General features: G+C 45.5%; 16 protein-coding genes. 10 read left to right on the forward strand and 6 right to left on the reverse strand.

What is annotated here, in order from left to right:
• Positions 1-1,004 precede the first annotated feature (1,004 nt).
• Positions 1,005-5,129 (reverse strand): hybrid sensor histidine kinase/response regulator transcription factor, encoded by a 4,125-nt coding sequence (locus A4R26_RS22995; protein ID WP_081168873.1) that lies wholly within the window; start codon positions 5,127-5,129, stop codon positions 1,005-1,007.
• Positions 5,130-5,311: 182 nt separating this feature from the next.
• Here A4R26_RS22995 and A4R26_RS23000 point away from each other — a divergent pair, with 182 nt between their 5' ends.
• Entirely contained in the window at positions 5,312-5,476 is a 165-nt protein-coding gene (locus A4R26_RS23000) for a glutaminyl-peptide cyclotransferase (RefSeq protein ID WP_081168874.1), read from the forward strand.
• Here A4R26_RS23000 and A4R26_RS23005 read toward each other — a convergent pair.
• The gene (locus A4R26_RS23005; RefSeq protein ID WP_107685886.1) at positions 5,463-6,107 is read right to left on the reverse strand and encodes a SanA/YdcF family protein; all 645 of its coding nucleotides are present in this window, start codon (positions 6,105-6,107) and stop codon (positions 5,463-5,465) included. The genes A4R26_RS23000 and A4R26_RS23005 overlap by 14 nt on opposite strands.
• Before the next feature lie 425 nt (positions 6,108-6,532).
• On the opposite strand from A4R26_RS23005, the gene A4R26_RS23010 reads away from it, so the two are divergent.
• From A4R26_RS23010 to A4R26_RS23025, 4 genes are read left to right on the forward strand one after another with little or no spacing between them, the layout of a single operon-like run.
• Positions 6,533-6,988, forward strand: a complete 456-nt coding sequence (locus tag A4R26_RS23010) for a response regulator (protein WP_081168876.1) — start codon at positions 6,533-6,535, stop codon at positions 6,986-6,988.
• 17 nt (positions 6,989-7,005) lie between these two features.
• A complete protein-coding gene (locus tag A4R26_RS23015) occupies positions 7,006-8,253 on the forward strand; it encodes a sensor histidine kinase (RefSeq protein WP_081168877.1) in 1,248 nt (415 codons plus the stop codon).
• A 31-nt stretch (positions 8,254-8,284) separates the two neighbouring features.
• Positions 8,285-11,869, forward strand: coding sequence for a response regulator (locus A4R26_RS23020; protein ID WP_081168878.1), 3,585 nt, complete (start codon positions 8,285-8,287; stop codon positions 11,867-11,869).
• 9 nt (positions 11,870-11,878) lie between these two features.
• Entirely contained in the window at positions 11,879-12,694 is an 816-nt protein-coding gene (locus tag A4R26_RS23025) for a CheR family methyltransferase (RefSeq protein ID WP_081168879.1), read from the forward strand.
• A gap of 2 nt (positions 12,695-12,696) precedes the next feature.
• Here the strand turns inward: A4R26_RS23025 and A4R26_RS23030 are convergent, their stop codons facing one another.
• The gene (locus A4R26_RS23030; protein WP_081168880.1) at positions 12,697-15,792 is read right to left on the reverse strand and encodes a response regulator; all 3,096 of its coding nucleotides are present in this window, start codon (positions 15,790-15,792) and stop codon (positions 12,697-12,699) included.
• 256 nt (positions 15,793-16,048) lie between these two features.
• Here A4R26_RS23030 and A4R26_RS23035 point away from each other — a divergent pair, with 256 nt between their 5' ends.
• The 3 genes from A4R26_RS23035 to A4R26_RS23045 all read left to right on the forward strand — a co-directional run bounded on the left by A4R26_RS23035 (position 16,049) and on the right by A4R26_RS23045 (position 17,942).
• A complete protein-coding gene (locus A4R26_RS23035) occupies positions 16,049-16,771 on the forward strand; it encodes a hypothetical protein (protein ID WP_081168881.1) in 723 nt (240 codons plus the stop codon).
• Positions 16,772-16,871: 100 nt separating this feature from the next.
• Positions 16,872-17,216: a hypothetical protein gene (locus A4R26_RS23040; protein WP_081168882.1), complete on the forward strand. Its 345-nt coding sequence runs from the start codon at positions 16,872-16,874 to the stop codon at positions 17,214-17,216.
• 9 nt (positions 17,217-17,225) lie between these two features.
• Positions 17,226-17,942: a phosphodiester glycosidase family protein gene (locus A4R26_RS23045; RefSeq protein ID WP_081168883.1), complete on the forward strand. Its 717-nt coding sequence runs from the start codon at positions 17,226-17,228 to the stop codon at positions 17,940-17,942.
• Between the two features lie 18 nt (positions 17,943-17,960).
• On the opposite strand, the gene A4R26_RS23050 is transcribed toward A4R26_RS23045, so the two are convergent.
• The 3 genes from A4R26_RS23050 to A4R26_RS23060 are packed head-to-tail and all read right to left on the reverse strand — an operon-like array spanning position 17,961 to position 19,569.
• The gene (locus A4R26_RS23050; protein WP_081168884.1) at positions 17,961-18,296 is read right to left on the reverse strand and encodes an iron chaperone; all 336 of its coding nucleotides are present in this window, start codon (positions 18,294-18,296) and stop codon (positions 17,961-17,963) included.
• Positions 18,293-18,658, reverse strand: a complete 366-nt coding sequence (locus A4R26_RS23055; protein WP_081168885.1) for a DUF1304 domain-containing protein — start codon at positions 18,656-18,658, stop codon at positions 18,293-18,295. The genes A4R26_RS23050 and A4R26_RS23055 overlap by 4 nt, the downstream gene beginning before the upstream one ends.
• Positions 18,659-18,660: 2 nt before the next feature.
• Positions 18,661-19,569, reverse strand: a complete 909-nt coding sequence (locus A4R26_RS23060; RefSeq protein ID WP_081168886.1) for an NAD(P)/FAD-dependent oxidoreductase — start codon at positions 19,567-19,569, stop codon at positions 18,661-18,663.
• Positions 19,570-20,117: 548 nt separating this feature from the next.
• On the opposite strand from A4R26_RS23060, the gene A4R26_RS23065 reads away from it, so the two are divergent.
• Positions 20,118-22,535, forward strand: coding sequence for a TonB-dependent receptor (locus A4R26_RS23065; protein ID WP_081168887.1), 2,418 nt, complete (start codon positions 20,118-20,120; stop codon positions 22,533-22,535).
• Positions 22,536-22,958: 423 nt separating this feature from the next.
• A complete protein-coding gene (locus A4R26_RS23070) occupies positions 22,959-24,359 on the forward strand; it encodes a Fe(II)-2OG oxygenase family protein (RefSeq protein ID WP_242674994.1) in 1,401 nt (466 codons plus the stop codon).
• The last annotated feature ends 1 nt before the right edge of the window (position 24,360 follow it).

The following is a 24,360-nucleotide window of genomic DNA, read 5'->3' on the forward strand; positions in this document are numbered from 1 at the left end:
TATACTTCTGTCACCTGTGAGGTAAAGCCTCCATTTTTTTTGGGAATGCATGTTACTTATTGGTGTCGGGTAACAACCTTACGGGGGGAGGCATTGAATCGATTGGCGGAAGCATTAAAACCGACAGGCGGAAGCTTTCACCCCATTGGAAACAGCTTCTCTTTATTGGCGATGTCAAAAATTTACTTAGCCGTGTGAAAACCCGGCCGGTGATACCCAACACCCGGTTGGCGCGCACCACCATCTTACCGGCGAAGGATTCTACATGCCGGGAAACAGCTTCTTTTTTTTGAGTAATATTATCAGGTATAAAATACCGTTAGTAAAGATCACAAGCCGTGGATGTACGCAACGAATTATAGGAATTGTTACAACAGGGGATTACGAACAGCGATAAGGTAATAGTACCGGCCGCCCGCAGTCGAAGGTACCACCATAAAGAAAAAGGCACCCCGCGGTTGCGGGATGCCTCTCTTTTTCAACATAATCCTAAAATCTAAATCTGTTCTATGATTCGTCTTCCAACATATTAACGTTAATTCTATTACTGGTCGTATTTAAATTATTATCATTTTTTTTTCAACCCTGAAAGAAAAGCGAACGGCCCGGTAAAAAGTGCAGTAATGGTGGTAAAAAAAGTCTGAAAACAAAACCGCCCCCGTATTTACCCCAACGGTTTGCAACCAGGCGGTTTGTTTTCAGAACAATGTGATCCTTAGTTTTCCTGTTCCTCCCAATAAAACGTATGGGACTACCCGTATACAATTTTGCCAGGTTGCCGGCGGGCCTCATACATCAATGAAGAGCCAACACCTGAATTATTTAACACTCGTGTATTTCTCTGTTGTTTCTACGAATATTACCTGCAGGCATAAACCGGCAGCTATCTTATGGATGGTGAAATTAACAGTCAAATTTTATACGGGGGGTATGTGAACGTATAATTGAGGGTATCAAAATGTTTCCCGGTGCAACTAATTTGTCTACTGAAACAGTATATTTTGTCAACTGACACCCTTTTTGATCTCAGACTGGTAGGCAGATGGTAATTTTCCGTATTCGGTTTTGAAATACCTCGAGAAATATTTTGGATTATTGAAGCCGGTTTCATACGCAACTTCCGCCACGGTCATATTCGTTTTTTCCAACAATTGCGCCGCCCGTTGTAAACGCAGCGTTCGTATAAATTCGATGGGGGTTTTTCCGGTAAGTACAAACAGGCGTTTGTAAACAGCCGCACGGCTTAACAGTAAAGCGCGGCTTAATTCCTCTACCGAAAAATCGGAATTGCCTATATTTTTCTCAACGATCGCCAATGCATCCTGTACAAATTTCTCATTGGGGTTCTCCACCGGCACATCGGTTGTTTTTACCGCTACCTGTTTTGTGAAGGCCTGTTTAAATGATTGTTGCTGGCGCAACAGGTTTTTTATTTTGCTTACGAGGATCTCAAAATTGAATGGTTTGGTCATGTAATCTGCCGCGCCGGTTTCCAGTCCCTGCAATTGTTGTTCTTCACAGGTAAGGGCGGTCAACAAAATCACGGGAATGTGTTTGGTGCGGGGGTCCTGTTTTATCTTCCCGCACAATTCAATACCATTCATTGCCGGCATACTGATATCGCTTACGATAATGTCAGGATGTACCGACAGGGTTTTCTGCCAGCCTTCCCGCCCATTCACAGCTTCGGCAATATTGAAATACTCCCGCAGGTTATCTTTCAGGTAAAACAAAAAGTCTTCATTGTCTTCAACCAGCAGCACGGTATGTTCTTTTTTACCCGAAGCTGCCTGAATAGTCATATCGGTAACGTTTTCAGCTGTTGTTGCGATAGCGCCGTTTACGGCAGGTGCAACAACAACCGTTTTCACTTCTTTAACCGGCAATACAACGGTAAAAACCGATCCCTTAAATTCTTCGCTCTCCACGCTGATAGCGCCGCCCATAAGGTTTACAAACTCCCTGGTAATGGCAAGGCCGATGCCGCTTCCCTGGTTTACCATGGTGCCCGGCACATCATGTTGAAAGAAGCGCTCAAATATTTTCTCATGCCGGCTGGCCGGTATACCAATGCCGGAGTCTTTTATGGTTATTGCAAGCGAAGCAGTTTCACCATTGCCAACCATATTTACCTCAACCGACACAGTGCCGTTTTCCGGCGTAAATTTAAATGCATTGGAAAGCAGGTTGAAAATTATGCGCTCGAGTTTATCATGGTCGAAATGCGTATACAGGTTTTTCAATGAAGCGGAATAGGAAAACCTGATCTGTTTTTTCTCTGCTATATCGGTAAACGAACCGGCTGTTTCTTCAATGAATTGCGCCATATCGCCGGCTGTCGTATGCAGTTTCAGTTCATGCACTTCCATACGGCGAAAATCGAGCAGTTGATTTACCAGGTTCAATAACCGCCGCGCATTGCGATGAATGAGTTGGTATTGCGCATGACGGGCGGGTTCCCCGTCCGTTCTTATCATTCGCTCAAGCGGTGTCAGGATCAATGAAAGCGGCGTACGAAACTCATGGCTCACATTGGTAAAGAACCGGGTCTTCATCTGGTCCAGTTCGCGTATACGGCTGGCTTCCTTTCGCTCCTGCTCCAATGCAAAACGCATTTTTGTCTGCTGTATCACTACCCGCCGGGCAAAGAAAAGGACAGCGACTGCCGCCAGTATATATAACAGGTATGCGAGGGGCGTTTGCCAGAACGGGGCCAGCACAACAATATTCACTGCTACCGCCTGCTCATTCCAAACTCCCTGATCGTTCGAGGCCTTTACATACAAAGTGTATTTGCCCGGATCGAGATTGGTGTACGTCGCTTTGCGTTCACGGCCATCGGTATACAACCAGTTATTGTTAAAGCCCTGCAACCGGTAAGCGTATTTGTTCTTTTGCGTATTGATATAACCCAGGGCGGCAAACTCGATGGAAAAAATGTTTTCATCATAGCGCAGGTTGATGGTTTCGGTTTCTGCAATAGCTTTTTGCAGAATGACCTGGCTCCTAATTTTATCGCCCGGCGCTATATGCCGGTTAAATACCTGTAACCCGGTAAATACCACCTTCGGCGCCCGGGTGCTATATTTTAAATTCGCGGGGTTGAACAGGTTAAACCCGTTGGGCCCGCCAAATACCAGTTCGCCGTTCCTGGTTTTTAAAGCGGCGTTTTCATTGAACTCTTTTCCCTGCAGGCCATCGGCGCGGTCGTAGTTGATGCAGCTTATACCCGGCTGCGAACGGTCGCCGATACAGCTTATGCGGCTGATGCCATTGGGAGTGCTCACCCACAGATCATGTGCATTGTCCTCTACGATATTCAGGATGGTATTATCGGGCAAACCGTCCTCTTTCCTGAATACCCTGAAGGTATTTTTTTGCGGGTTGTACAGGTTCAGTCCATCGCGCGTGCCCACCCACATGCGGCCGCCGCTGTCTTTGAATATACTGATAATATTGTCGTTGCTCAGTTTTGTTTCGCGGCCCAGCATTTGGGTAAAAACACCGGTTTTCCTGTTTAGCACATCGATACCATAACTGGTGCCCACCCATAAATTTCCCTGGCTGTCCTCTGCAATGTCAGAAACATACCCCATATGCACCGAACCGGGCGCCATTGGTTTATAATGAATAAAGCGGTTGTTGGCCCGGTCGTATTTCTCGAGGCCCGACTCCAGCGTTCCGATCCAGAGATCATTGTTATGGTCTTCATAAATTTCCCAAATGCGGTTATCAGATACGCTGTTGCTGTCTTTGTCGTTATGGCGATGATGGGTAAACGTTTTTCCGTCGTAACTATCGAGCCCGCCAAAAAAAGTGCCTATCCATAATACATTGGCATGGTCGATGAGCAGGCTTACGATTACATCATTGGAAAGACTGTTGTCGTTGGCGGCATTATGCCGGTATTGTTTGAAGGTATTGTTCCGGCGGTCGAAATAAATAAGCCCGCCCCCGTTGGTGCCGATCCACAGGTTGCCTTTGGCATCTTCTACAAAGCGGTTCACATCGTTGTAGGGCAAACTGGCGCCGGCGGTTGCATCGTGCCGGTATAAAGGGAATTGAATAATACTTTCGTGATAATAGTTAATGCCCTGTTTAAATGTTCCTATCCAAAGGATCCCCAGGTCATCTTTATACAGGTCGGTGAGGCTGTTCATGGAAAGGCTGCCGCTATTACCGGGTTCATTCAACAGCACCTGTACGCTCATGTTCCTTTTATTGAGAATATTGAGCCCGCCATGATCGGTTGCTATCCATAAAAGCCCTTTGTTGCCCTCAGCCACATCTAAAATGATATTGCTGCTGAGAACGGCGGTGCCTTCATTGCTGGCAACCTGCTGTATCGTATTGCCGGCGGGGTTATGCCGGTAAATTCCATTTACAATACCGCTGCCAAAGATCCATTGATCGTTCTGCGAATCGATAAACAACCGGTAATTGAATTTACCGCTGCCCTGTTTTTGCTGCAGCAGTTTACTTTGGCCGATCGCTTTTTTGGTTCCGCCGTCATATTGCTCAATAAGCCCATTGCAATAAACAACCCAGATGTTATTTTTAGAATCGGTTCTTACATCGGCAATTACATTTACCTCGCGGGTAGTGTTGTTGATAATGGATAGTACCGGTCTGTTCTCTTCGAAATAGTAAATACCCAGATCGCGGTAAACGAATAAATACCCTTTGTGAAAAGGAACGATATCGGTTAACCCGTAGCCGGGCAATCCATGTCTTTGCAAATATTTGTCAACGGCCCGGTCAAATTTCTCCGTTGCGGGATCGTAGATATTAAAACCAACTCTCGTTTCAATCCACAAATTGTTATAGGGGCCGGCTATGATCTTTGAAATAAAATCATCGATAAGAGAGGTAGTATCCTGAATGGAGTGCCGGAAAGACTTAAAAGTGTAGCCATCGAAACGATTCAATCCGCTCATGGTGCCAAACCACATGAACCCTTTTGAGTCTTTGTAAATGCAATTTATCTGGTTATTGGAAAGTCCCTGGTTGAAATCGAGGTGAGCAAAATGATAGGGAGTTGGCTGTTGGGCCTGCAACAAAACGGCAAAAACGATACATACAGGCAGTACAACCAATTTTCTGGCAACAGATTTAAGGAACAGCAGCATAGGAATGGCAAGTATAATAAAAGAACCCCGGCATTAAAAACTTTTATAAAGTTAAGTTTTTATTCACCATCACAATAAAAAACAAAACGTCATCCGCATAGGGGTGAAAGCCGTTGCCAACTCCCTTAAATAAAGGTTTATAATACATTTTTGACTGCTGCGGGCCGTTTCAGGCTTTTTATATGATACGTAAACTCGACCTGAGCGCGCTTGCCATGAAAGCATCGATGGCAAACCCTGAAGCCGGCGAAATGAATGGCATCGCATACGACTCCACAACGGATCTTATTTATGTTACCGGCAAACACTGGCCGCATATTTACCAGTTACAACTTAAGCAGGAATGATCACTTTTTCGCCGAGGAACCTGGGTTTTGTGCCGAACAGATAATCGACAAACACTTTTACGCGGGCGAGCTTTTCGCGCAGCTGCACCCGGAAACCATATCTGGCGCTTACATCTGCAGCATTGAAGGCTATGGCATCGATCCCTTCCTTACGGGCCATATACAATGCCCGCTCATTATGGAATTTCTGTGAAATGATGGTCACCGAATCCTGGCTGAAGATCTCCTTTAACCGCACAACGGAATCAAAAGTTCTGAAACCGGCATAGTCGAGAAATATGACCGAAGAATCGATACCAGCCGCCATGAGGTCGGCGCGCATGTCTTCCGGTTCGCTGTATTCCCTGCGGCCATTATCGCCACTGATTACAAGATATTTTATTTTCCCTTCCTTCAACAGCCGGGCGGCTGCATCGATGCGATAGGTATAATACAGGTTGGGATAACCATTGCCCAGTTTTTTGGAAGTTCCGAGCAATAGCCCCACTTTATTATAAGGGATGGCTTTTGTATCGGTAAACAACTTTCCTTTTGCGGTTTTATGAATGATGTAATTACAGGAGAAAACAGTGATCAAACAAACGGGTATCAGCGCCAGGATGGCATACCACATCATTTTTCTTTTACGCATAAATTTTGTCAAAAGGCGGTTAAAGGTTGAAAAGGCCAATAAGACCGTTAAAATAGCAATTAGTAAACACAAAGGCGAATAGAACCGGGTATCGTTACAGGCAAATGCCGTTTTTGTGTTTTTTTTAAAGGACCGGCTCCCGGCGCGGCATCATATTAAAATATGGCTTTAAGTGTTTGTAACACAATAACCGGTCGCAGATTAATATGCATTTAAAAACAACCGCAATTTGAAGTAAACAACCGGGAAAATCCTTTCTTTTGTGGATTTTTTTACCCTTGATTGTGTGGAATGTGGATTGCAACTTATATCAGCTATAGCTGTCACAGCCATACGAGTTAGTCATTACACAGGCTAATAGACATTTGTAGAGGGATCCGAGGTACAAATAATTAAATATTTTAATAACAACAGGAATTGTTCATATGACTCACCCCCGTAGTTTTTTACTCGTCGATGATGACATCGACGATATTCTTATTTTCCAGGAAACGCTGAAGAAGGTAGATGAAAAAATTCAACTCTTCTACGTTCATGACGGAAAAGACGCGCTTGATTTTCTTGCAGAAAATAACGGGCATTTGCCAAGCCTTATTTTCCTCGACATCAACATGCCCCGGATGGACGGCAAGGAGTGCCTGAAACACCTGAAGCATGATGAAAAATTAAAAAACATTCCTGTGCTTATGTACACCACTTCTTCTCAGTCGACAGACATTGAAGAAACCATGATGACGGGCGCTATGTGTTTTATAACAAAACCATGGGGAGTTAATGAGCTGAATACCCTGTTGTCGGCCATTGCCCATACACCTGTTCAAAAACTACCGGCCACCTTACAAACGCTTCAAAAGAACATAAGCTGCTTTATTGTTTGTTAGCATATTTCTGATTTGTTATGATCCTCATCGTTGATGATAAATACGAAAATCTGTTCTCATTAAAAACATTACTGCAACTCTACGCTTATGACACCGATACGGCCGCTTCCGGCGAGGAAGCCCTGAAAAAAATACTGAAGAACGAATATTCCGTAATCATCCTCGATGTGCAGATGCCCGACATGGATGGCTATGAAGTAGCGGAAGCCATTTCGGGCCTTAACAAAACCAGGGACATTCCCATCATCTTCCTGTCGGCGGTAAATATCGATAAACGCTTTATTGCAAAAGGGTACGATTCCGGCGGGGTCGATTATATTACCAAACCCTTCGATAACGATCTTTTATTGATGAAAGTAAAAACCTTTCACCGGCTGTATACACAACGCCAGGAACTGAAGCAGGTGGAAGAGGCGCTGCGCCGGGAAATAGAGATCAGGAAAAAATCGCAGCAGGAAGTAGAGCAGATCAACTCCCTGCTTGAATTCAAGGTAGAAGAAAGGACCAGGGACCTGTTGCAGTTAAATAAAGATCTCGAGAACCGGAATGCCGAACTGGCGCAATATGCGTACCTGGCCTCACACGACCTGCAGGAGCCCTTGCGCAAGATCATTACCTTTATAAAGATCATAGAAGAAAAATACCTGAAAAATATTCCGGAAGCAAAAACCGAAATGTCGAAGGTGATCACCTCCTCGGAAAGAATGAGGAACCTGATCAACGCCCTTCTGAGCTATTCGAAATTATCGGCTGTTTCCCTGTTTACCCCGGTAAATGTAAATGAAGTGGTAAAAGACGCACTGGCCGACCTGGAACTGACCATAAAAGAAAAACAGGCCCTCATCGATGTAACTCATTTGCCCGAAATAGAAGCCATTCCCGGACAAATGCGTCAAATGTTTCAGAACCTGCTGAGCAATGCGTTGAAGTTCTCGAAAACCGGGGTTCGTCCGCAAATAAACATCTGCCACGAAGCGGTAAATGAATTGTCACTTGAAGCTGCACCCGATAAGAACGGAAAGTTTATCCGTATTCATATCACCGATAATGGCATTGGCCTCGATGAGTCGTATATCGACAAGATCTTCGTGATCTTCCAGCGACTGCATGGCAAAGCACAATACGAGGGCACCGGCATCGGGCTGGCCATTGTAAAAAAGATCGTTGAAAAACACAACGGCATCATTGGCGTAAAAAGCAGGGAAGGCGAAGGATCCACGTTTACGATCGTACTTCCGGTAAAACAAAGCAACAGTACAAACTAGCGTTTCAATCAACAATAATATTTCTAAAAAGATGAATGCTTTCAAGCGTAATCTCATCATTGGTTATGGTATCTCGCTGTTACTGCTTATCATCAGCGCTGTAGCGTCGTACATCAGTATCAACAAACTGTTGAGCAGTGCCAAATGGGTAAACCATACCAATGAAGTACAGAAAAAGGTGGAAAAGGTAATAGCCGGCCTGGTTGATGCCGAAACCGGCCAGCGGGGTTACCTGCTTACCGGAAAACCGCAGTTCCTCGATCCCTATAGCGGCGCCGTTGACCGTACAACCGTCCTGTTAAACGAAGTAAAGAATCTTACCAAAGACAATATATTGCAACAACAGGATTGCGATCTTTTGAAGGAACAGGCAGTTACCCGCCTGAATTTCCTTGGGGAACTGGTGCAGAAAAAAAAGAACGATGAGCCCATTTCAGATAGCCTGATGGTGCTTGGAAAGAGGTATATGGATAGCGTACGCGTAATTGTAAAACGCATCCAGGGCCGCGAAGTAGCATTGTTGAAGATCAGGACCCAGAACATGAACCGGTTCGCTGCCAGTACCCCAACGCTCATTATTATTGCCATGCTGCTGGGAATCGTAGTAACCATTATTTCATTTGTACGGGTATTGAACGATTATGAAAAAAGAGCGGCGCTGCAGGTGGAATTACAGGAGAAGGATGAACAGATCTCGAGGCGGATCACCCTTATCAATGAGGTGGCAACCGAGATCTCGGGCGGTAATTACGAGGTAAAAGTTGAAGACACAGGCGCTGACGCCCTTGGGGGCATTGCCGGTTCGTTAAACAGGATGACCGAAGCGCTGAATTTCTCCTTCACGAACCTGAAAGACCAGCAATGGCTGCAAACCGGCGTGGCCCAGTTGAACGAAAGCATGATCGGGAAAAAGGAACTGGAAATACTCACCTACGACGTCATAGAATTTATTACCGGTTATACCAGTTCAATACAGGGCGCTTTTTACTTACGGGTAGATGAAGATGAATTGCAACTGGCCGCCGGTATTGGTTTCAGTAAAAAGGAACGCCCCAAAATTCATTTTGGGGAAGGTGTGGCCGGACAATGCGCCCAATCGGGCCGGCAGATCCATCTTGAAAATATACCCGATGCCCAGGTAGTGCTCGATTACACGGGCGGTTCAATTAAACCGGTAGCAATAGTGGCATTGCCTGTATTCTACGAAAGCCGGCTGAAGGGCGTTATCGAGATCGCTTCCATGCAACCCTATTCTTCCGTGGCACTCGACTTTTTACGGGTGGCAGGTTTCAATATCGGCATGGCCATCCACAGCGCCCGCGACCATCAGCGTTTACAGGAACTGCTGGCAGAAACCCAGGCGCAATCGGAAGAACTGCAGGCACAACATACCGAACTAGAAAATATAAATGCCGAACTGGAAGCCCAGGCGGAACGTTTACAAACCAGCGAAGAAGAACTGCGGGTGCAACAGGAAGAACTGCAGCATGCCAACCAGGAACTGGAAGAAAGAAGCCGTTTGCTGGAAGAGAAAAATGAATTGATCCTCGAGCGCAATCTCGAGATCCAGGCGCGCGCCGAAGAACTTACGCAAAGCACCAGGTATAAATCGGAATTCCTGGCCAATATGAGCCATGAACTGCGCACCCCGCTGAATTCAATTTTGTTATTGTCGCGCCTGCTCACCGAAAACCATCCCAACAATTTAACCAGCGACCAGGTTGAATATGCGACTGTAATTCAAAGCTCGGGCAAGGGACTATTAACGCTTATCGATGAAATACTTGACCTCTCAAAAATAGAGGCCGGCAAAATGGAACTGGAGTATACCGATATCCGTATTAATGAACTTACGAATGAACTGCAATCGTTATTCGCACCGCTCGCTACTGAAAAAGGCATTGAATTTACCATTGAACAGGAAGACGATCTGCCGCTTTCCATCGAAACCGACCGTTTGCGGCTCAACCAGATCTTACGCAACCTGCTTTCAAACGCACTGAAGTTCACCAAAAAAGGTTCCGTAAAACTGAGCATTCAAAAGAAAGGCGCCGACTTCTGGTTCACCGTCAGGGATACCGGTATTGGTATTGCACCTGAGAAACAGGCCATTATTTTTGAAGCGTTTCAACAGGCAGATGGCAGCACCCGCAGGCAGTATGGAGGCACCGGTCTCGGCCTTTCCATCAGCCGCAAACTGGCTCAATTGCTCAATGGTGAGATCACCATTACGAGTGAAGTGAATAAAGGCAGTGAATTTACGCTGATCTTACCGGCGCTGAAGATCGATACAATTCAACAACCTGCCGTTACCGGTGAAGTGCCGGTTCAAAAAGAGCCGGCTGAAAAAACAAGTATTCCATTACCCTTGCGCGATAGCGAATTCTTATCACCCGTTATCCCCTCTCCTGTTGATGACGACCGCAGCGCCATCGCCGCCGGGGATAAGGTAATACTGATCATCGATGACGACACGGCGTTTGCCAAATCCCTGCTCAACTATACCCGGGCAAAAGGATATAAGGGTATTGTAGCCGTACGCGGCGATGAAGGTATAGCCCTCGCCAAACAATACCTGCCGCTGGGTATTTTGCTCGATCTGCAATTACCTGTTGTCAGTGGCTGGCAGGTAATGGATGAATTGAAATCAGATGTGAATACCCGGCCAATACCGGTGCATATCATGTCGGCCTACCAGGCAAAAACAAAGAGCCTTTCAAAAGGCGCCGTTGATTTCATCAATAAACCGGTGGCATTTGAAAAGCTGGGCGAAATGTTCTCGAAGATCGAAAGCGCATTGAACCGCCATCCGAAAAAAGTGCTGATCGTTGAAGAGAACACGCAACATGCCCGGGCGCTTGCCTACTTCCTCGAAAATTACAATGTGGCTTCCGAAATAAGAGATTCGGTAGAAGAAGGTATTAAATCGCTCAACAAACAGGAAGTGGATTGTGTGATCCTCGATATGGGTATACCCGCACAACGCTCGTATGATACACTGGATGAAGTGAAAAAAACACCCGGGCTGGAAGAAGTGCCTATCATTATTTTTACGGGCAAGAACCTGTCGCAGAACGAGGAAGTAAAAATAAAACAGTATGCCGATTCGATAGTGGTGAAAACCGCTCACTCGTATCAGCGCATACTCGATGAAGTGTCATTGTTCCTGCACCTTGTTGAAGAGAACCGGAACGAGGGCCGTGGGTACAGGCGTACCCGCAAGACGGAAGCGGGCGAAGTGCTGAAAGGGAAAACAGTGCTGGTAGTAGATGATGATGTGCGCAATATTTTCTCCCTGAGCAAATCGCTGGAGAGTTATGGAATGAATGTCATATCGGCCATCGACGGCAAAGAAGCATTGCGGCAGTTGGAAACGCATACCAGGGTAGATATGGTGCTGATGGATATGATGATGCCTGAAATGGATGGATATGAAACAACAAAACAATTGCGGAAAATGCCTAAATACCGGAGCCTGCCGGTGATAGCGGTAACCGCCAAAGCCATGACGGGCGACCGCGAAAAATGTATTGCGGCAGGCGCATCAGATTACATAACCAAACCGGTTGATGTAGACCAGCTCATTTCCCTGTTACGCGTTTGGCTTTATCAATAAAAAACACCTATGATCAAAGAGGAAGAGCTGAATATGCTGATCGCTACCCTGTTCGAACAATATGGTTATGATTTTGGCAACTATGCAAAAGCCTCGCTCAAACGAAGAGTGAGCCGGGTAATGGTCGTAGACCGCATCCCCAGTTTTGCCGAGCTGTTATATAAAGTAAAGACCGAAGAGGGGTATTTCAATCATATTGTGCAGGAGCTAACGGTGAATGTAACGGAAATGTTCCGCGACCCGATGGTGTTTAAAGCCATCAGGGAACACATACTGCCTGTACTGGCCACTCACCCGTTCATCAGGATCTGGCATGCGGGGTGTTCAACCGGCGAGGAGGTTTATTCAATGGCCATTATGCTCGAGGAAGCCAACCTGTTGCATAAATCGCTGCTTTATGCAACCGATCTGAACCCTACCGTAATTGAGAATATAAACCGGGGCATTTTTCCGTTGTCGCAAATGAAACAGTATTCAGAAAACTACATAGCCTCGGGCGGCAAGAAAGATTTTTCGCATTATTATACCGCTAAATACGACTGGGCAAAATTCCACGACCGCTTCCGCACAAAAATGGTGGTGGCCACGCATAACCTCGCCTCTGACCGGTCGTTCAATGAATTTCAGATCATCATTTGCCGCAACGTACTTATTTACTTTGACAAGGTGTTGCAGGATAAAGTGCTTACCCTGTTCGATAACAGCCTCGAAAAACTGGGTTACCTGGTGCTCGGCTCAAAGGAAAGCCTGCGGTTCTCAGCCGTTGCCGGTAAATACACGCAGGTAACACAAAAAGAAAAGATCTGGCGAAAAATGGACCGCTGAGCTCAGCGCCCGCTTTTTTCAAGCGTTTCCGTTCTGAAATTCGGCATGGGAGAATATTTTTTTATCACCGCATGGATCTCCTCCAGCCGGAAAGGTTTTGATATATAATCGTTCATGCCCGATTCAAGACAACGGTCTTTATCCTCCTGCATGGCATCGGCTGTTAAAGCAACAATCGTTATGTTACGGTGATGCGTGTCGAGTTTTCTGATAAGCTCAGTGGCCATGAACCCATCCATTTCCGGCATATTGATATCCATAAAGATCATGGCAGGATCATGCTGCAGCAACATAGCTACCGCCTCGCTGCCATTGCCCGCCGTTATCACCTCTAGCGCCATTTTTCGCAACACCTCCGATATCAGCAACAGGTTCAGCGGATCATCTTCCACAACCAGCACTTTGTTAACATGCGTGAATGGCTGAATAAAAGGTATCGCTTCCCTATTGTCGCCGGCCCTGGCCTTATTAAAAATAACCGCCAGTAAATTGTTGAGCTCATGCATTTTTACCGGTTTCGACAGGAACTTGTTGATGCCGATATTTTCCGCTTCGTGCTGCACCAATGTTTTCTCAAGCGATGAAAGCATCAGTATAAAAGGTTCAGTGTGCCCCTGCAGCAGTGATTTTATTTCTTTCACCAGGCTGATGCCATCCATCACCGGCATCTGGTGATCGGTAATGATCAGGTCGAACAATTCGTTTTTTTGAACCGATTCCGCGATCAGCAGCAATGCTTCAGGCCCGCTGGTACATACTTTACAGGGAATATGCAGGTATTCGAAAATGCCGCGCATCAGTTTACAGTTGGTTTCGTTGTCGTCGATGATCAATACTTCCCTTAATTGGGGTTTTAAATCGAACAATACCGGCGGCGCCGCATTCATAACCTGTAACGATAAATTGAATGCAAACGAACTGCCGCTGCCCGGTATACTTTCTACCTCCAACCGGCCACCCATCAGGTCCACCAGGCTTTTGGAAATGGTAAGTCCCAACCCGGTACCGCCATATTTACGGGTAGTTGAGTTATCGACCTGGGTAAAGCTTTCAAAAATAGCATTGAGTTTATCTTTAGGAATACCGATGCCGGTATCCTTTACCGTAATATTGACGTCAGTAAATGATGTATTGTCCTTTGTATATTTCTTACCAGGCTGTAAATGCACCAATACTTCCCCCTTGTTGGTGAATTTAACGGCATTGCCCATCAGGTTCATCAACACCTGTTTTATGCGAATGGGATCGCCCAGCAATTGAGAAGGCAGTGCCGGATCGATGGAGCAAATTAACTCCAGGCCTTTTTCTTCGGCTTTTATGGAAATAAGGTCAACGGTATCCTCAACCAGTTCGGCCAGGTTAAAGGGCACTTCATCAATCAATAACTTACCGGCTTCGATCTTTGAAAAGTCAAGGATGTCATTGATGATGTTCAGCAGGCTGTAAGCCGATTTGCTCACGTTCTTCAAATAATCGCGTTGCACCTTTTGCAGTTCGGTGGTAAGCACCAGGTCGGTAAACCCGATAATACCGTTCATGGGCGTACGCAGCTCATGGCTCATATTGGCCATAAATTCACTTTTGGCCCGGCTGGCCGCTTCGGCATTGTCTCTAGCCACTACCAGCTGCTGCTCCATTTTAATACGCTCTATAGCTGTGCCCAGGGTAACGGCAAACGATTTGAGAATGGAAAATTCGGTTTCCGTCCACACGCGTTCATACTCATTGCTTAAAGCGATAAAGCCCCAGAACTGGTTCATCACAAAAACAGGCAGGGTAGCAACTGATTTAATCCTTCGTCTTTCAAACATTGCCCGCAGATCATTGTCTTCCACATCTTTGGTAAGGCGGGAGAAAACTTCATTGTTGCTCAAAGCGGCTATGGCGTTCGGCATAAGCCTGGCATCGTAATAAACCGGTGATTTGAAATTTATCTCGTCCGTACTTTGCAACCAGCGCATATATGAATCGGCATACAATTTATTTTCGGCCGCTTCGAACCGCATGGTGTATATATTGATACCATCGGCATTGATACCTTTCCCCAATGAGCGCATCGCTTCCTCGATGGCCTTGTTCAGGTCATTGTTACTGATAAGCCCATGGGTGGCTTTCGCTACCGCCTGCAACAACTGGTCTTTTTTCTGCAAATGCCAGGTGGCAGCCAGCAGATCCCGCTGGCTCGACTTCAGGTTGTCGCGCATGGCTATTAGCGCCTTGCCCAACGTATCTTCCTCACTTAGCGGATGAAAGGGCATATCGAAATTCCGTTTCCCGATCTCATGGGCAAATAAACTGGTCACCTGTAGTTTTTCCGACAGGTTGTTTACGGCAACTACCATTTCTCCTATTTCGTCGCGCGTGGTGTGATGGTCTACCTTACAGGTAATACCCTTTCCCAGATCGTTCACTATATTCCTGATGCGGGCAATGGGCGTTAGGATCTTTTTGGTAAAATACAGGGAAAGCAAAAAACCCACCAGCACAAACAACAGCGATAATACTATTATAAATACCCGCAGGTTGTACCGCGACTGCGCCAGCCTGGTATTCTCCTGCTCAAGGAACTGACTGCCTAATTTATGAATATTATCAAGGGAATGAACGATGGCAGCGGTTCGCGGCAGCACCTCCTCTTCAATTTTTCGCTCCGCCTCCATTTTTGTTACCGGGTCATCATAGTCCTGAAACTTTTGCAGTGAGGCCATGATCTCCTTTTCAACAACAAGCAGTTGTTCAAAATGGTTAAACACGAGTTGCAGACTGTCGGTAATTCTTTTTTGCCGCCAGGTGCTGGTATTGGCAGTTATATTTTGCTTTGTAGCAACATACTCCGAATCATGTATCTTCCTCAACAGTTCTTTATCCCCCTCATTAGAACGCAGAAACACCCAGTTGGTGGTATACATTTTCGATTGCAGCAATATGGCGTTAAGTTCATCGATACCCTGCAATGAAGGCAATATGACATCAGATATTTTTTCCGAATGCCTGTGGTTTCCGATGAGGGTAACGATCGTAATAAACCCGTTTACCAGGAACACGCCCCCTAAAAACCAGAAACTGAATGCTATCCGTTGTTTTATACTAAACTTCATAGGAATATTGCCTGACACTTTTTTTCTTTAGGGAATCGGATCAAAGACTATTATCGACCGCGGGTTATTCTATCCGGCTGGCCTGCGCACTTCAAATGTGTTGTAATAACGCTTAAAAACTCCTAAGTGATTGAGTTGGAATGAAATTACCTGGAATTATAAATAAATAATATATCAATAATTTAATGTAAACCCTTAGGTAGACGTGGAGAAAAAGATCGATGTTTATGAAACGGGTTTTTTAAATTAGCATATTATGTACCGACTCATTGCGATACTTCTAGTGTTTGTAAGCGCATCATCTTTTGCCCAGACTACCGGAAACTGGAATTCGTTCAAACTGGTTATCATTAAGGCAGATACCGCCATTTTAGACACTTCATTGTACAGCGGCCGGGATACTATGGTTGCAGAACAGCAAAGACAATATTACCAGGCGGTGAAAGGCATCGAGGATCAGGTAAATTGTACCGATTGCCCCCGGGATACCAATTTTATAAAAGAGCTCAAAAACCAGTTATCGTATCTGAGATCGATGGAGAACGATGTAAAACAGTTCAAATGCCATCATATACTTTCCTCCTATTCGCAGGCAGTTTATACATTCTACTTTAACGAATACAAACCCTACTCAAAAATAGCCGAGTCGCCGGCACAAAACACCGACCTGGCCAGCCTGGCCCGGTTGGCAGATACCTCCCAATCTGACTACGTGGTATTTTTCAGCAACGTTCATTCAGCAATTAAAAACGGCCAACCGGTTTTAAAACTTACCACCTCGCTTTACTCAAAAAAAGACAATAAGATCATTTTTAGCAAACAAACCGAAGGCGGCACAGACAGCAAAGGGGAAATGTGGACCTGTACCAACGCGGTCACCTGTATGTTTATAAATGGAGTTAAATCCTCAACAGACGAAGTTTTTTCGGTTGTAGGAAAAAGACAGGCCCGGAAAAAAACACCGGCTGGCGCCCGCTGACAACATATTTCACAAGGGACTTTATGGAATAAGGAGAAAACGGCATCCTACGCAAGTATGACCGTGCCGGTAAATAAAAAGAATTTCGTACAATAGCAATATGCAAAACACAACCATGCTGTACCGCCCCGTAGGTCCTAAAGAACTGGAATTGATTGAACAATCAGGCTGGAAACAATTTCCTCCCCGGCTTCCCGAGCAACCTATCTTTTACCCTGTAATGAATGAAGAATATGCCATTCAAATTTCAAGGGACTGGAATGTGCCCGCCTATGGATCGGGCTATGTAACAAAGTTTGCCGTCGATAGCGACTATGTAAGCAAATTTGAGATCCGGAATGTGGGTGGTGAAATACACAACGAACTATGGGTACCTGCTGAAGAAATGGATGAGTTCAATAACAATATTGTGGGATTGATAGAGGTGACCAGGGAGTTTAAATAACTGTCTCCAATGAATATTAAAGCATTGCTTCTATCTTTCGTGCTGGCAGCAGGAAGTCTCCATAACAGTGTTGCCCAGGAGAAGAACGGGGACATATTTATTTCCTATATAATTGACCCGAAGAAAAGCGATCTGAAACTATACTGGAAGAACGACAAAAACGAAAAATTCAACAGTATCGGCAATTTGAAGCGCTGGCTCGAAAGTCAAAAAAAGACGCTGGTCTTTGCCATGAATGGCGGCATGTATATGGAAGACCGTACACCCCTGGGACTATATATAGAAAACAGGAAACAATTCAGGCCATTGAACAAAGCCCGTGGCAGCGGCAACTTCTACCTGCAGCCCAATGGGGTATTTTATATTACTACCGACAATAAAGCGGTTGTTTGTCAAACGAAAGATTTCACGAACAACGGCAAAATAACATACGCCACCCAATCAGGGCCACTACTGGTGATCGATGGTGAAATCAACCCGGTATTCACAAAAGGCTCTTCCAATACGAACATCAGGAATGGTGTAGGCGTTTTATCAAATGGCCAGGTGGTATTTGCCATGTCGAAAGGCCTTGTGAATTTTTATGATTTCGCCAAATACTTCCAGGAAACAGGCTGCAAATATGCCCTCTACCTCGATGGTTTTGTATCACGCACCTATTTACCCGAGAAAAACTGGGTACAAACCGATGGCGATTTTGGGGTGATTATTGGGGTGACGAAATGATAATATGCGCCCTATCTTCTACCCCTTCTTCCCCTTCAACCTCACAATCTCCTTTATCAACTCTACAGGCAGTGGTTTGTTGTGGGGGAAATGCAACGAGTCTTTGGTGCCCTTTGCCCTGAATGGCGTAAGCTGTTCTTCCATTTCCGTTAACCCATACACAGGATAAAAGCCAATATGCTTTTTGTACGCAGCAAAATACAAATGTTCCTTTCCTACCGTAAACGCCGGCATCTTGTACCGGATGCTTTCCTCCGTACCAGGTACAACATCAAAAAACAATTGCCGTAAAACAATTAACCGCTCTTTGATCTCCGGTTCAAATTGTGCAATGTATTTTTCTACTTCATTCATTGCAGCAATATAACACCCAATGCCAGCAATGCCGGCAGGGCCTGAATAAAAAAGATCTTTTTACTTGCTGTAATGGCCCCATAAATACCGGCCACAATTACACAACAAAGAAAAAATACAGCCACATTGGTACTCCAGGCCCTGTCGGTTATAAAATACGACCAGATGAGCCCCGCAGCCAGGAATCCATTGTACAAACCCTGGTTGGCTGCCAGCACTTTGGTGGGCGCAAACAGCTCGGGACGTAATGAGCCTTTAAATGCTTTTCTGCCTTTCGTTTCCCAGGCAAACATTTCGAGGTACAAAATGTAAAGATGCTCCAGGGCAACCAGTCCCACCAAAATATTGGCTAATATTTCCATCTTTAAAAAGTTTCGTCAACCAGGTCTTTATTGATCATTGCGCCGGCGAAATTACCACTATAAGTTGCCATCGCAACCGATCGCATCATAAACGTAGCATCACCTGCCGCATATATACCAGGCACTGTTGTTTTGTAAAACTGATCCACAACCAACAATCCTTGTTCGCTCAACGCACAACCCAGTTGTACCGGAATATCGCAATGCAGCACAAACGGCAGCTTCGAATATACAGCTTTCATCGATAGCGTACTGCCATCTTTGAAGCGCACCTGGCTCAAATGGCCGTTCGTGTGCTCAAAAGCGGTGATCTCCTTTTCAACGATTGGAATATGATGTTTTGCCAGTTTTTCGGCCTGTTCAGGAGTTAAAGTTGATTTACCATTCGTGAACAGGGTAAGATCCTTCGTCCAGTTACTAATGAGTTTGCAGAACTCATATCCCATTTCGCCATTGGCCATCACACCTGTTCTTTCATGCCGCACTTCATACCCATGGCAGTATGGACAATGAATGGCAGTAATGCCCCAGCAGGCGGCAAAACCGTCAATTGCGGGCATTTGATCTTTGATCCCTGTGGCAAATAGTAGCTTTCGGGCTGAAAATGACTCGCCGGCTGCCGTGTTAACCTCAAAACCCCCTTCCGTTTTGCCGGCCGTAACTACTGTTCCCTCCAGGAAGGCAACCGTTTCATATTTCAGCACCTGTTCTTTGGCCAGCATCGCGATCTCCTTTGGCGTTTTGCCATCGTGCGTAATGAAATTATGCGAATGCGGCGTTTGCCGGTTACAGGGTTCTCCCCCATCTATTATTAAAACCTTTCGTAAACTCCTGCCCAATGCCATAGCAGCCGATAAGCCAGCATAGCTTCCGCCTACAATGATCACATCATATTGTTTCTCGTATGCCATAAAATAATTTTTAATCTGAGGAATTGGGCAAATGTAGGGAAAGTTTTACATTTGCAACACAGTTGCATATAGTTTTCGGGCAATTTCCTCTCCTTTTCCGGAATAATAAGATCCTTTTGGGCTTTTTTTGCTCAATAATATTCCCTTTTCGCATGTGCGTTATGTTTCCCAATTCGTAAATCATTTTCCTGATTGCGTAACCGGGTTTTTGCGGCCATCACTTTTCTTTGCACCACGATTTTATTCTCCTTCCATGTAACAATTAATAATTGACGCTCAATTGTTACACAAAATTTATGTTATCACTACACTTACCCCGTAGAAAATGATCTGTGATGAATAAAGTAAGTGACAAAAGCTGTTAAAAAAACCTTTTCCAACTAATTACCTGTTTATCGTACCTGCACTGTAACGGAAGGAGAACCAGACACAGTGTAGTTGCCTAAACAGGTTCTTTTTATTGGCACCAACAATTCCCTGCCAGAACAACCGGTGACCTGATAAAAAATCAACATACCATAGCAATTTGTATTAATAAATGAAAAACAATGAAAATTAAGCTTCGTCTTTTTTTGTTCTTATTCCTGATTACCGGTTCACAAACCGTTCTGCTGGCGCAGCAAAATGGCGTTCTGCAGGGACAAGTAACCACGGCCGATGGTAAACCGGCTGAAAGCATTACGGTTTCGTTGGCCAATTTTAAAAAAACAACAGCCACAAACCAAAAGGGCGAGTATAAACTCACCGGGATAAAACCAGGTACCTATACCATTCGGGTAACCGGTGTTGGGTTAACAACCGTTGAAAAAACAATAACCATAAATGCAGGTGAAATACTGGTGACCGATTTTTCGCTGAATGAAAATCACGCCACTTTGCAGGAAGTAGTGATAGCAACCAGTAAGAGCAAGCCATCGTTCAGTGAAACTGCAGCCAAAATGCCGCTGAGCCGTTTGGAAAATCCGCAGGTGTATACTTCCATCTCCAAAGAACTGATCAATCAGCAAATGACCGTTGATTTCAGTAACGCATTAAAAAATACACCCGGTCTTTTCAAGATCCAGGGCAACCGCGGTATCAATACCGATGGCGCTACTTTTTATTCACTTCGTGGTTTCCGTACCGAGGTATCGATGGTGGATGGCCTTCCCAGCCAGTCGAACGGCGAATGGGACCCCATAACCGTAGAACATCTTGAAGTATTGAAAGGCCCCTCTGCTACCCTGTACGGCAGCGCCGTTACTTCATTTGGCGGTTTGATCAACCTCGTTACCAAAAAACCGGTGGATACTTTTGGCGGCCAGGTATCTTTTTACACCGGCAGTTATAACCTTACCCGGTTTAGTGCCGATGTATATGGCCCGGCCAATAAAGAAGGCAACCTGTTCTTTCGCCTGAATGCGGCCTATCAGAACCAGCAGAGTTTCCAGGATGCAGGATTTAGAAAATCGATCGTCATAGCGCCCGCCTTTGAAATAAGGGCCAGTGACAGGCTGAAGATCAACCTGAATGCAGAGTTCAATAATTCAGAAATGACCAGCCCTTCCACTATTTTTCTGAACCGCACCCGTCAGTTCGTGGCCCGCACCCCCGATGAACTTGGTTTTAACTGGAAGCGTTCCTATACTACCAACGACATCACCATGAAAATGCCCACTACCAATATCAGGGCCATTGCCACCTATAAGCTCAATAGCGACTGGACCTCACAAACCATCATTTCGAGCAATACGCGTAAATCGGACGGTTATTACCAGTACCAGTTCATTCGCAAGGCCACAGATGATACCCTCGAGCGCAACGTAAGCCTGCAGAACACGATCAATACGGCGCTGAACATTCAGCAGAACTTTACCGGTAAATTCAATACCGGCAGCATAAAACATCGTGCTTTGGTTGGGCTCGACTATGTTCACTTCAAAGTAAATAATGACAACTCGCCCTATATCGTATTCGATTTTGTAAATGGTGAATATTACGATGACAGGAACTATGCAAAAATATCACGGTATGCTTTGGACCAGCGTATTGCGGCCAGCACCGCCAGTGCTACCCGTAACCATACCGTTTCAGAAGTATACAGCGCCTATGCATCTGACGTAGTTAACATTACCAGCCAGTTAATGGCCATGCTGAGCCTTCGGGTAGACCGTTTCAGCAGTCAGGGTACCCGCAACCACCTTGCCGATACCCTGCAGGCCAACACCCGGTATCAGCAAACTTCTTTTTCACCCAAATTCGGTCTCGTATACCAGGTAGTTAAAAACCAGGTTTCGGTATTTGCCAACTATATGAATGGCTTCAGTAACCTGGCCCCCGTTACCCAGCCGGTGCCTGAAGTATCAGGCGTGTTGAAGCCACAGCAGGCCAACCAGGTCGAGGCCGGTGTTAAAGTGGAACTGTTCAACAGCAAATTGAATGTTACAGCCAGCTATTACGACATACAGGTTGATAACATGACCCGTACTGATGTATATGTAAAGGATGGACTCAATTATAATATAACCGTTCAGGATGGCACGCAACGCAGCAAAGGATTTGAAGTTGAATTGCAGGCCAACCCCGTTACCGGTTTACATATGCTTGCCGGTTACAGCTACAATGACAGCCGCCTCACAAAAGGCGCTCCTGCGCTGCAGGACAGACGCCCTGCTTCTGCCGGTCCGCGTAACCTCGGAAATGCCTGGATAAGCTATACGCTTTCAAATGGAAAGGCAAAAGGGCTGGGCATTGGTTTTGGCGGCAACTATGTTGATGAGCACATGACCGCTAATTCAGCAACAACCGGTGTATTCACCCTGCCTGCATATACCTTATTGAATGGAACGGTGTTTTACGATGCCCGCTGGTATCGCCTCGGAGTAAAGCTCGATAACATCACCAATGAATTATATTTTGTTGGCCAGGGCACATTGACACCGCAAATGCCGCGCAGTTTTATTGCCAACGTAACGATCAAGTTCTAGCCTCTTTTTCCATGTAATAATAAAGCAGCATTTTCATTGTAACGGTCTGGGGTAGTACCCAGACCGTTTTTTTTGTGTGCCGCGTTTCTAAGTGTGCCACGTTTTAAAAACGTGGCACACTTACATTATATATTACCATTGTGTAAACGTGATAAAACTTTTCCTTATCGCGTAACCACCTAATTGATTTAGTATTTAAATTGCGTACGCATTACTTCTCCTTCCAATCTACCAATGTTTGCATACGCAGAACGCTTATGGCTCAACGCAAAGCGGCTCACTGCGTAATAATTATCACACTGTTAAAGGCCCGATCTTGAATCGCGTGTAACCTAACGCAATTCACTTTTTACGCTGAACGCGGAACGCAAATTCACCAAATGCGTGCAGTCATACCTGTGCAATTTCAAACCGTTGCACAGGATGAAAACATGCCGAACCGGCGTAGAGGAATTGTATTGCCCAAACGGAAAGCAAATTGAAAAAACGCCTGTAGTAGCGTATGGGGATACCCATGCCTATACCCAATGCGACATACGCAGCGGATTGAACTGTATTGAATATAGGAGAAAGAAGAAAGTAAGAATAATTAAGAGACTCAAAATCATCAAAACAAAAAAGACTATTAATAACAAAAAGTATCAATTAATCATTAAACAGAAATTTAAAACCATGGAAGCCATTACCGCATCTGCCCGCCAGGTTGCCCCCGACAAACCGGGGCAGGCTATCAACGGCCCCGGCGTACTGCCACCGCCCATGAAACCAATGATCATTGACGCTACACCTAAGGAACGAACAGCGTTATCGAATGTGGCCAATATCCTTATCAAAGCATTTGGCCATTATGAACACCCCGATTATATTTCATCACTGCACCTGAATGCGTTCCAGTTATTACCTGAACGTATTGCAGGTATCCTAAGCCGTTTTGGCGCCGATTTCTCGGGAAATCAATACGGCGCACTTGTATTCAGAGGCCTTACCGATGTCGATCAGGATGCACTCGGTGCTACCCCGCCCTCATGGAAAGAGACCGATTACAGCAAGCTGATCAAATACGGGTTCATCTGCTCCCTGCTGCATGGCGCTATTCCCTCGAAGCCGGTTCAGTATTATGCCCAACGGAAAGGCGGCGGTTTGTTACATGCCGTAATTCCCGACGAAAAAATGAGCTTTACCCAAACGGGTTCCGGCTCCCGCACCGATCTGTTTGTTCATACTGAGGATGCATTTCTATTTAACCAGGCCGATTACCTGAGCTTCCTTTTCCTGCGTAATGAAGAACAGGTTCCCTCCACACTGTATTCCATTCGCTCGCATGGCGACACGAATGAAGTAATGGAAGCATTGTTCAAACCCATTTACAAATGCCCGAAAGACGCCAATTACGACAAAGAGGAGAACGCCGGCGATGACGTAACCACATCTATATTATATGGCAATCGCAAAAGGCCATTCATTCGCTTCGATGCAGCCGAACAGATCTATAATGAAAAAGCCGGTCAGAGTACCGAAGCCATGAGCAACCTCGTTCGCTTTTGGGAAGAAGCCCGCCAGCTCATTTACAACGAATTCATACCCGAATCGGGCGACCTCATTTTCGTAAACAATCACCTGTGCGCCCATGGAAGAAATTCTTTCATAGCCGGTTACCGCAACGAGAACGGGCAAATGGTAAAATGCGAGCGCAGGCTTATGCTGCGAATGATGAGCAAAACAAGCCTTATCAATATCAGCTCGGTAACGCACACCGACGATCCCTACTTCATCATGGAAGAACATTATGGGAAGCTTTTTCAAAAAGATCCTTCACAACAATAAC

The organism is Niastella populi, assembly GCF_002078015.1.
GTDB classification, from domain to species: Bacteria; Bacteroidota; Bacteroidia; order Chitinophagales; family Chitinophagaceae; genus Niastella; species Niastella populi.

What these genes read in the sequence shown, in the direction of transcription:
- A4R26_RS23045 (WP_081168883.1), top strand. Translation starts at nt 17,226, where the DNA reads ATGAATATTAAAGCATTGCTTCTATCTTTCGTGCTGGCAGCAGGAAGT.
- A4R26_RS23005 (WP_107685886.1), bottom strand. Translation starts at nt 6,107, where the DNA reads ATGCGTAAAAGAAAAATGATGTGGTATGCCATCCTGGCGCTGATACCC.
- A4R26_RS23055 (WP_081168885.1), bottom strand. Translation starts at nt 18,658, where the DNA reads ATGGAAATATTAGCCAATATTTTGGTGGGACTGGTTGCCCTGGAGCAT.
- A4R26_RS23065 (WP_081168887.1), top strand. Translation starts at nt 20,118, where the DNA reads ATGAAAATTAAGCTTCGTCTTTTTTTGTTCTTATTCCTGATTACCGGT.
- A4R26_RS22995 (WP_081168873.1), bottom strand. Translation starts at nt 5,129, where the DNA reads ATGCTGCTGTTCCTTAAATCTGTTGCCAGAAAATTGGTTGTACTGCCT.
- A4R26_RS23040 (WP_081168882.1), top strand. Translation starts at nt 16,872, where the DNA reads ATGCAAAACACAACCATGCTGTACCGCCCCGTAGGTCCTAAAGAACTG.
- A4R26_RS23000 (WP_081168874.1), top strand. Translation starts at nt 5,312, where the DNA reads ATGATACGTAAACTCGACCTGAGCGCGCTTGCCATGAAAGCATCGATG.
- A4R26_RS23030 (WP_081168880.1), bottom strand. Translation starts at nt 15,792, where the DNA reads ATGAAGTTTAGTATAAAACAACGGATAGCATTCAGTTTCTGGTTTTTA.
- A4R26_RS23010 (WP_081168876.1), top strand. Translation starts at nt 6,533, where the DNA reads ATGACTCACCCCCGTAGTTTTTTACTCGTCGATGATGACATCGACGAT.
- A4R26_RS23020 (WP_081168878.1), top strand. Translation starts at nt 8,285, where the DNA reads ATGAATGCTTTCAAGCGTAATCTCATCATTGGTTATGGTATCTCGCTG.
- A4R26_RS23070 (WP_242674994.1), top strand. Translation starts at nt 22,959, where the DNA reads ATGAAAACATGCCGAACCGGCGTAGAGGAATTGTATTGCCCAAACGGA.
- A4R26_RS23050 (WP_081168884.1), bottom strand. Translation starts at nt 18,296, where the DNA reads ATGAATGAAGTAGAAAAATACATTGCACAATTTGAACCGGAGATCAAA.
- A4R26_RS23035 (WP_081168881.1), top strand. Translation starts at nt 16,049, where the DNA reads ATGTACCGACTCATTGCGATACTTCTAGTGTTTGTAAGCGCATCATCT.
- A4R26_RS23025 (WP_081168879.1), top strand. Translation starts at nt 11,879, where the DNA reads ATGATCAAAGAGGAAGAGCTGAATATGCTGATCGCTACCCTGTTCGAA.
- A4R26_RS23015 (WP_081168877.1), top strand. Translation starts at nt 7,006, where the DNA reads ATGATCCTCATCGTTGATGATAAATACGAAAATCTGTTCTCATTAAAA.
- A4R26_RS23060 (WP_081168886.1), bottom strand. Translation starts at nt 19,569, where the DNA reads ATGGCATACGAGAAACAATATGATGTGATCATTGTAGGCGGAAGCTAT.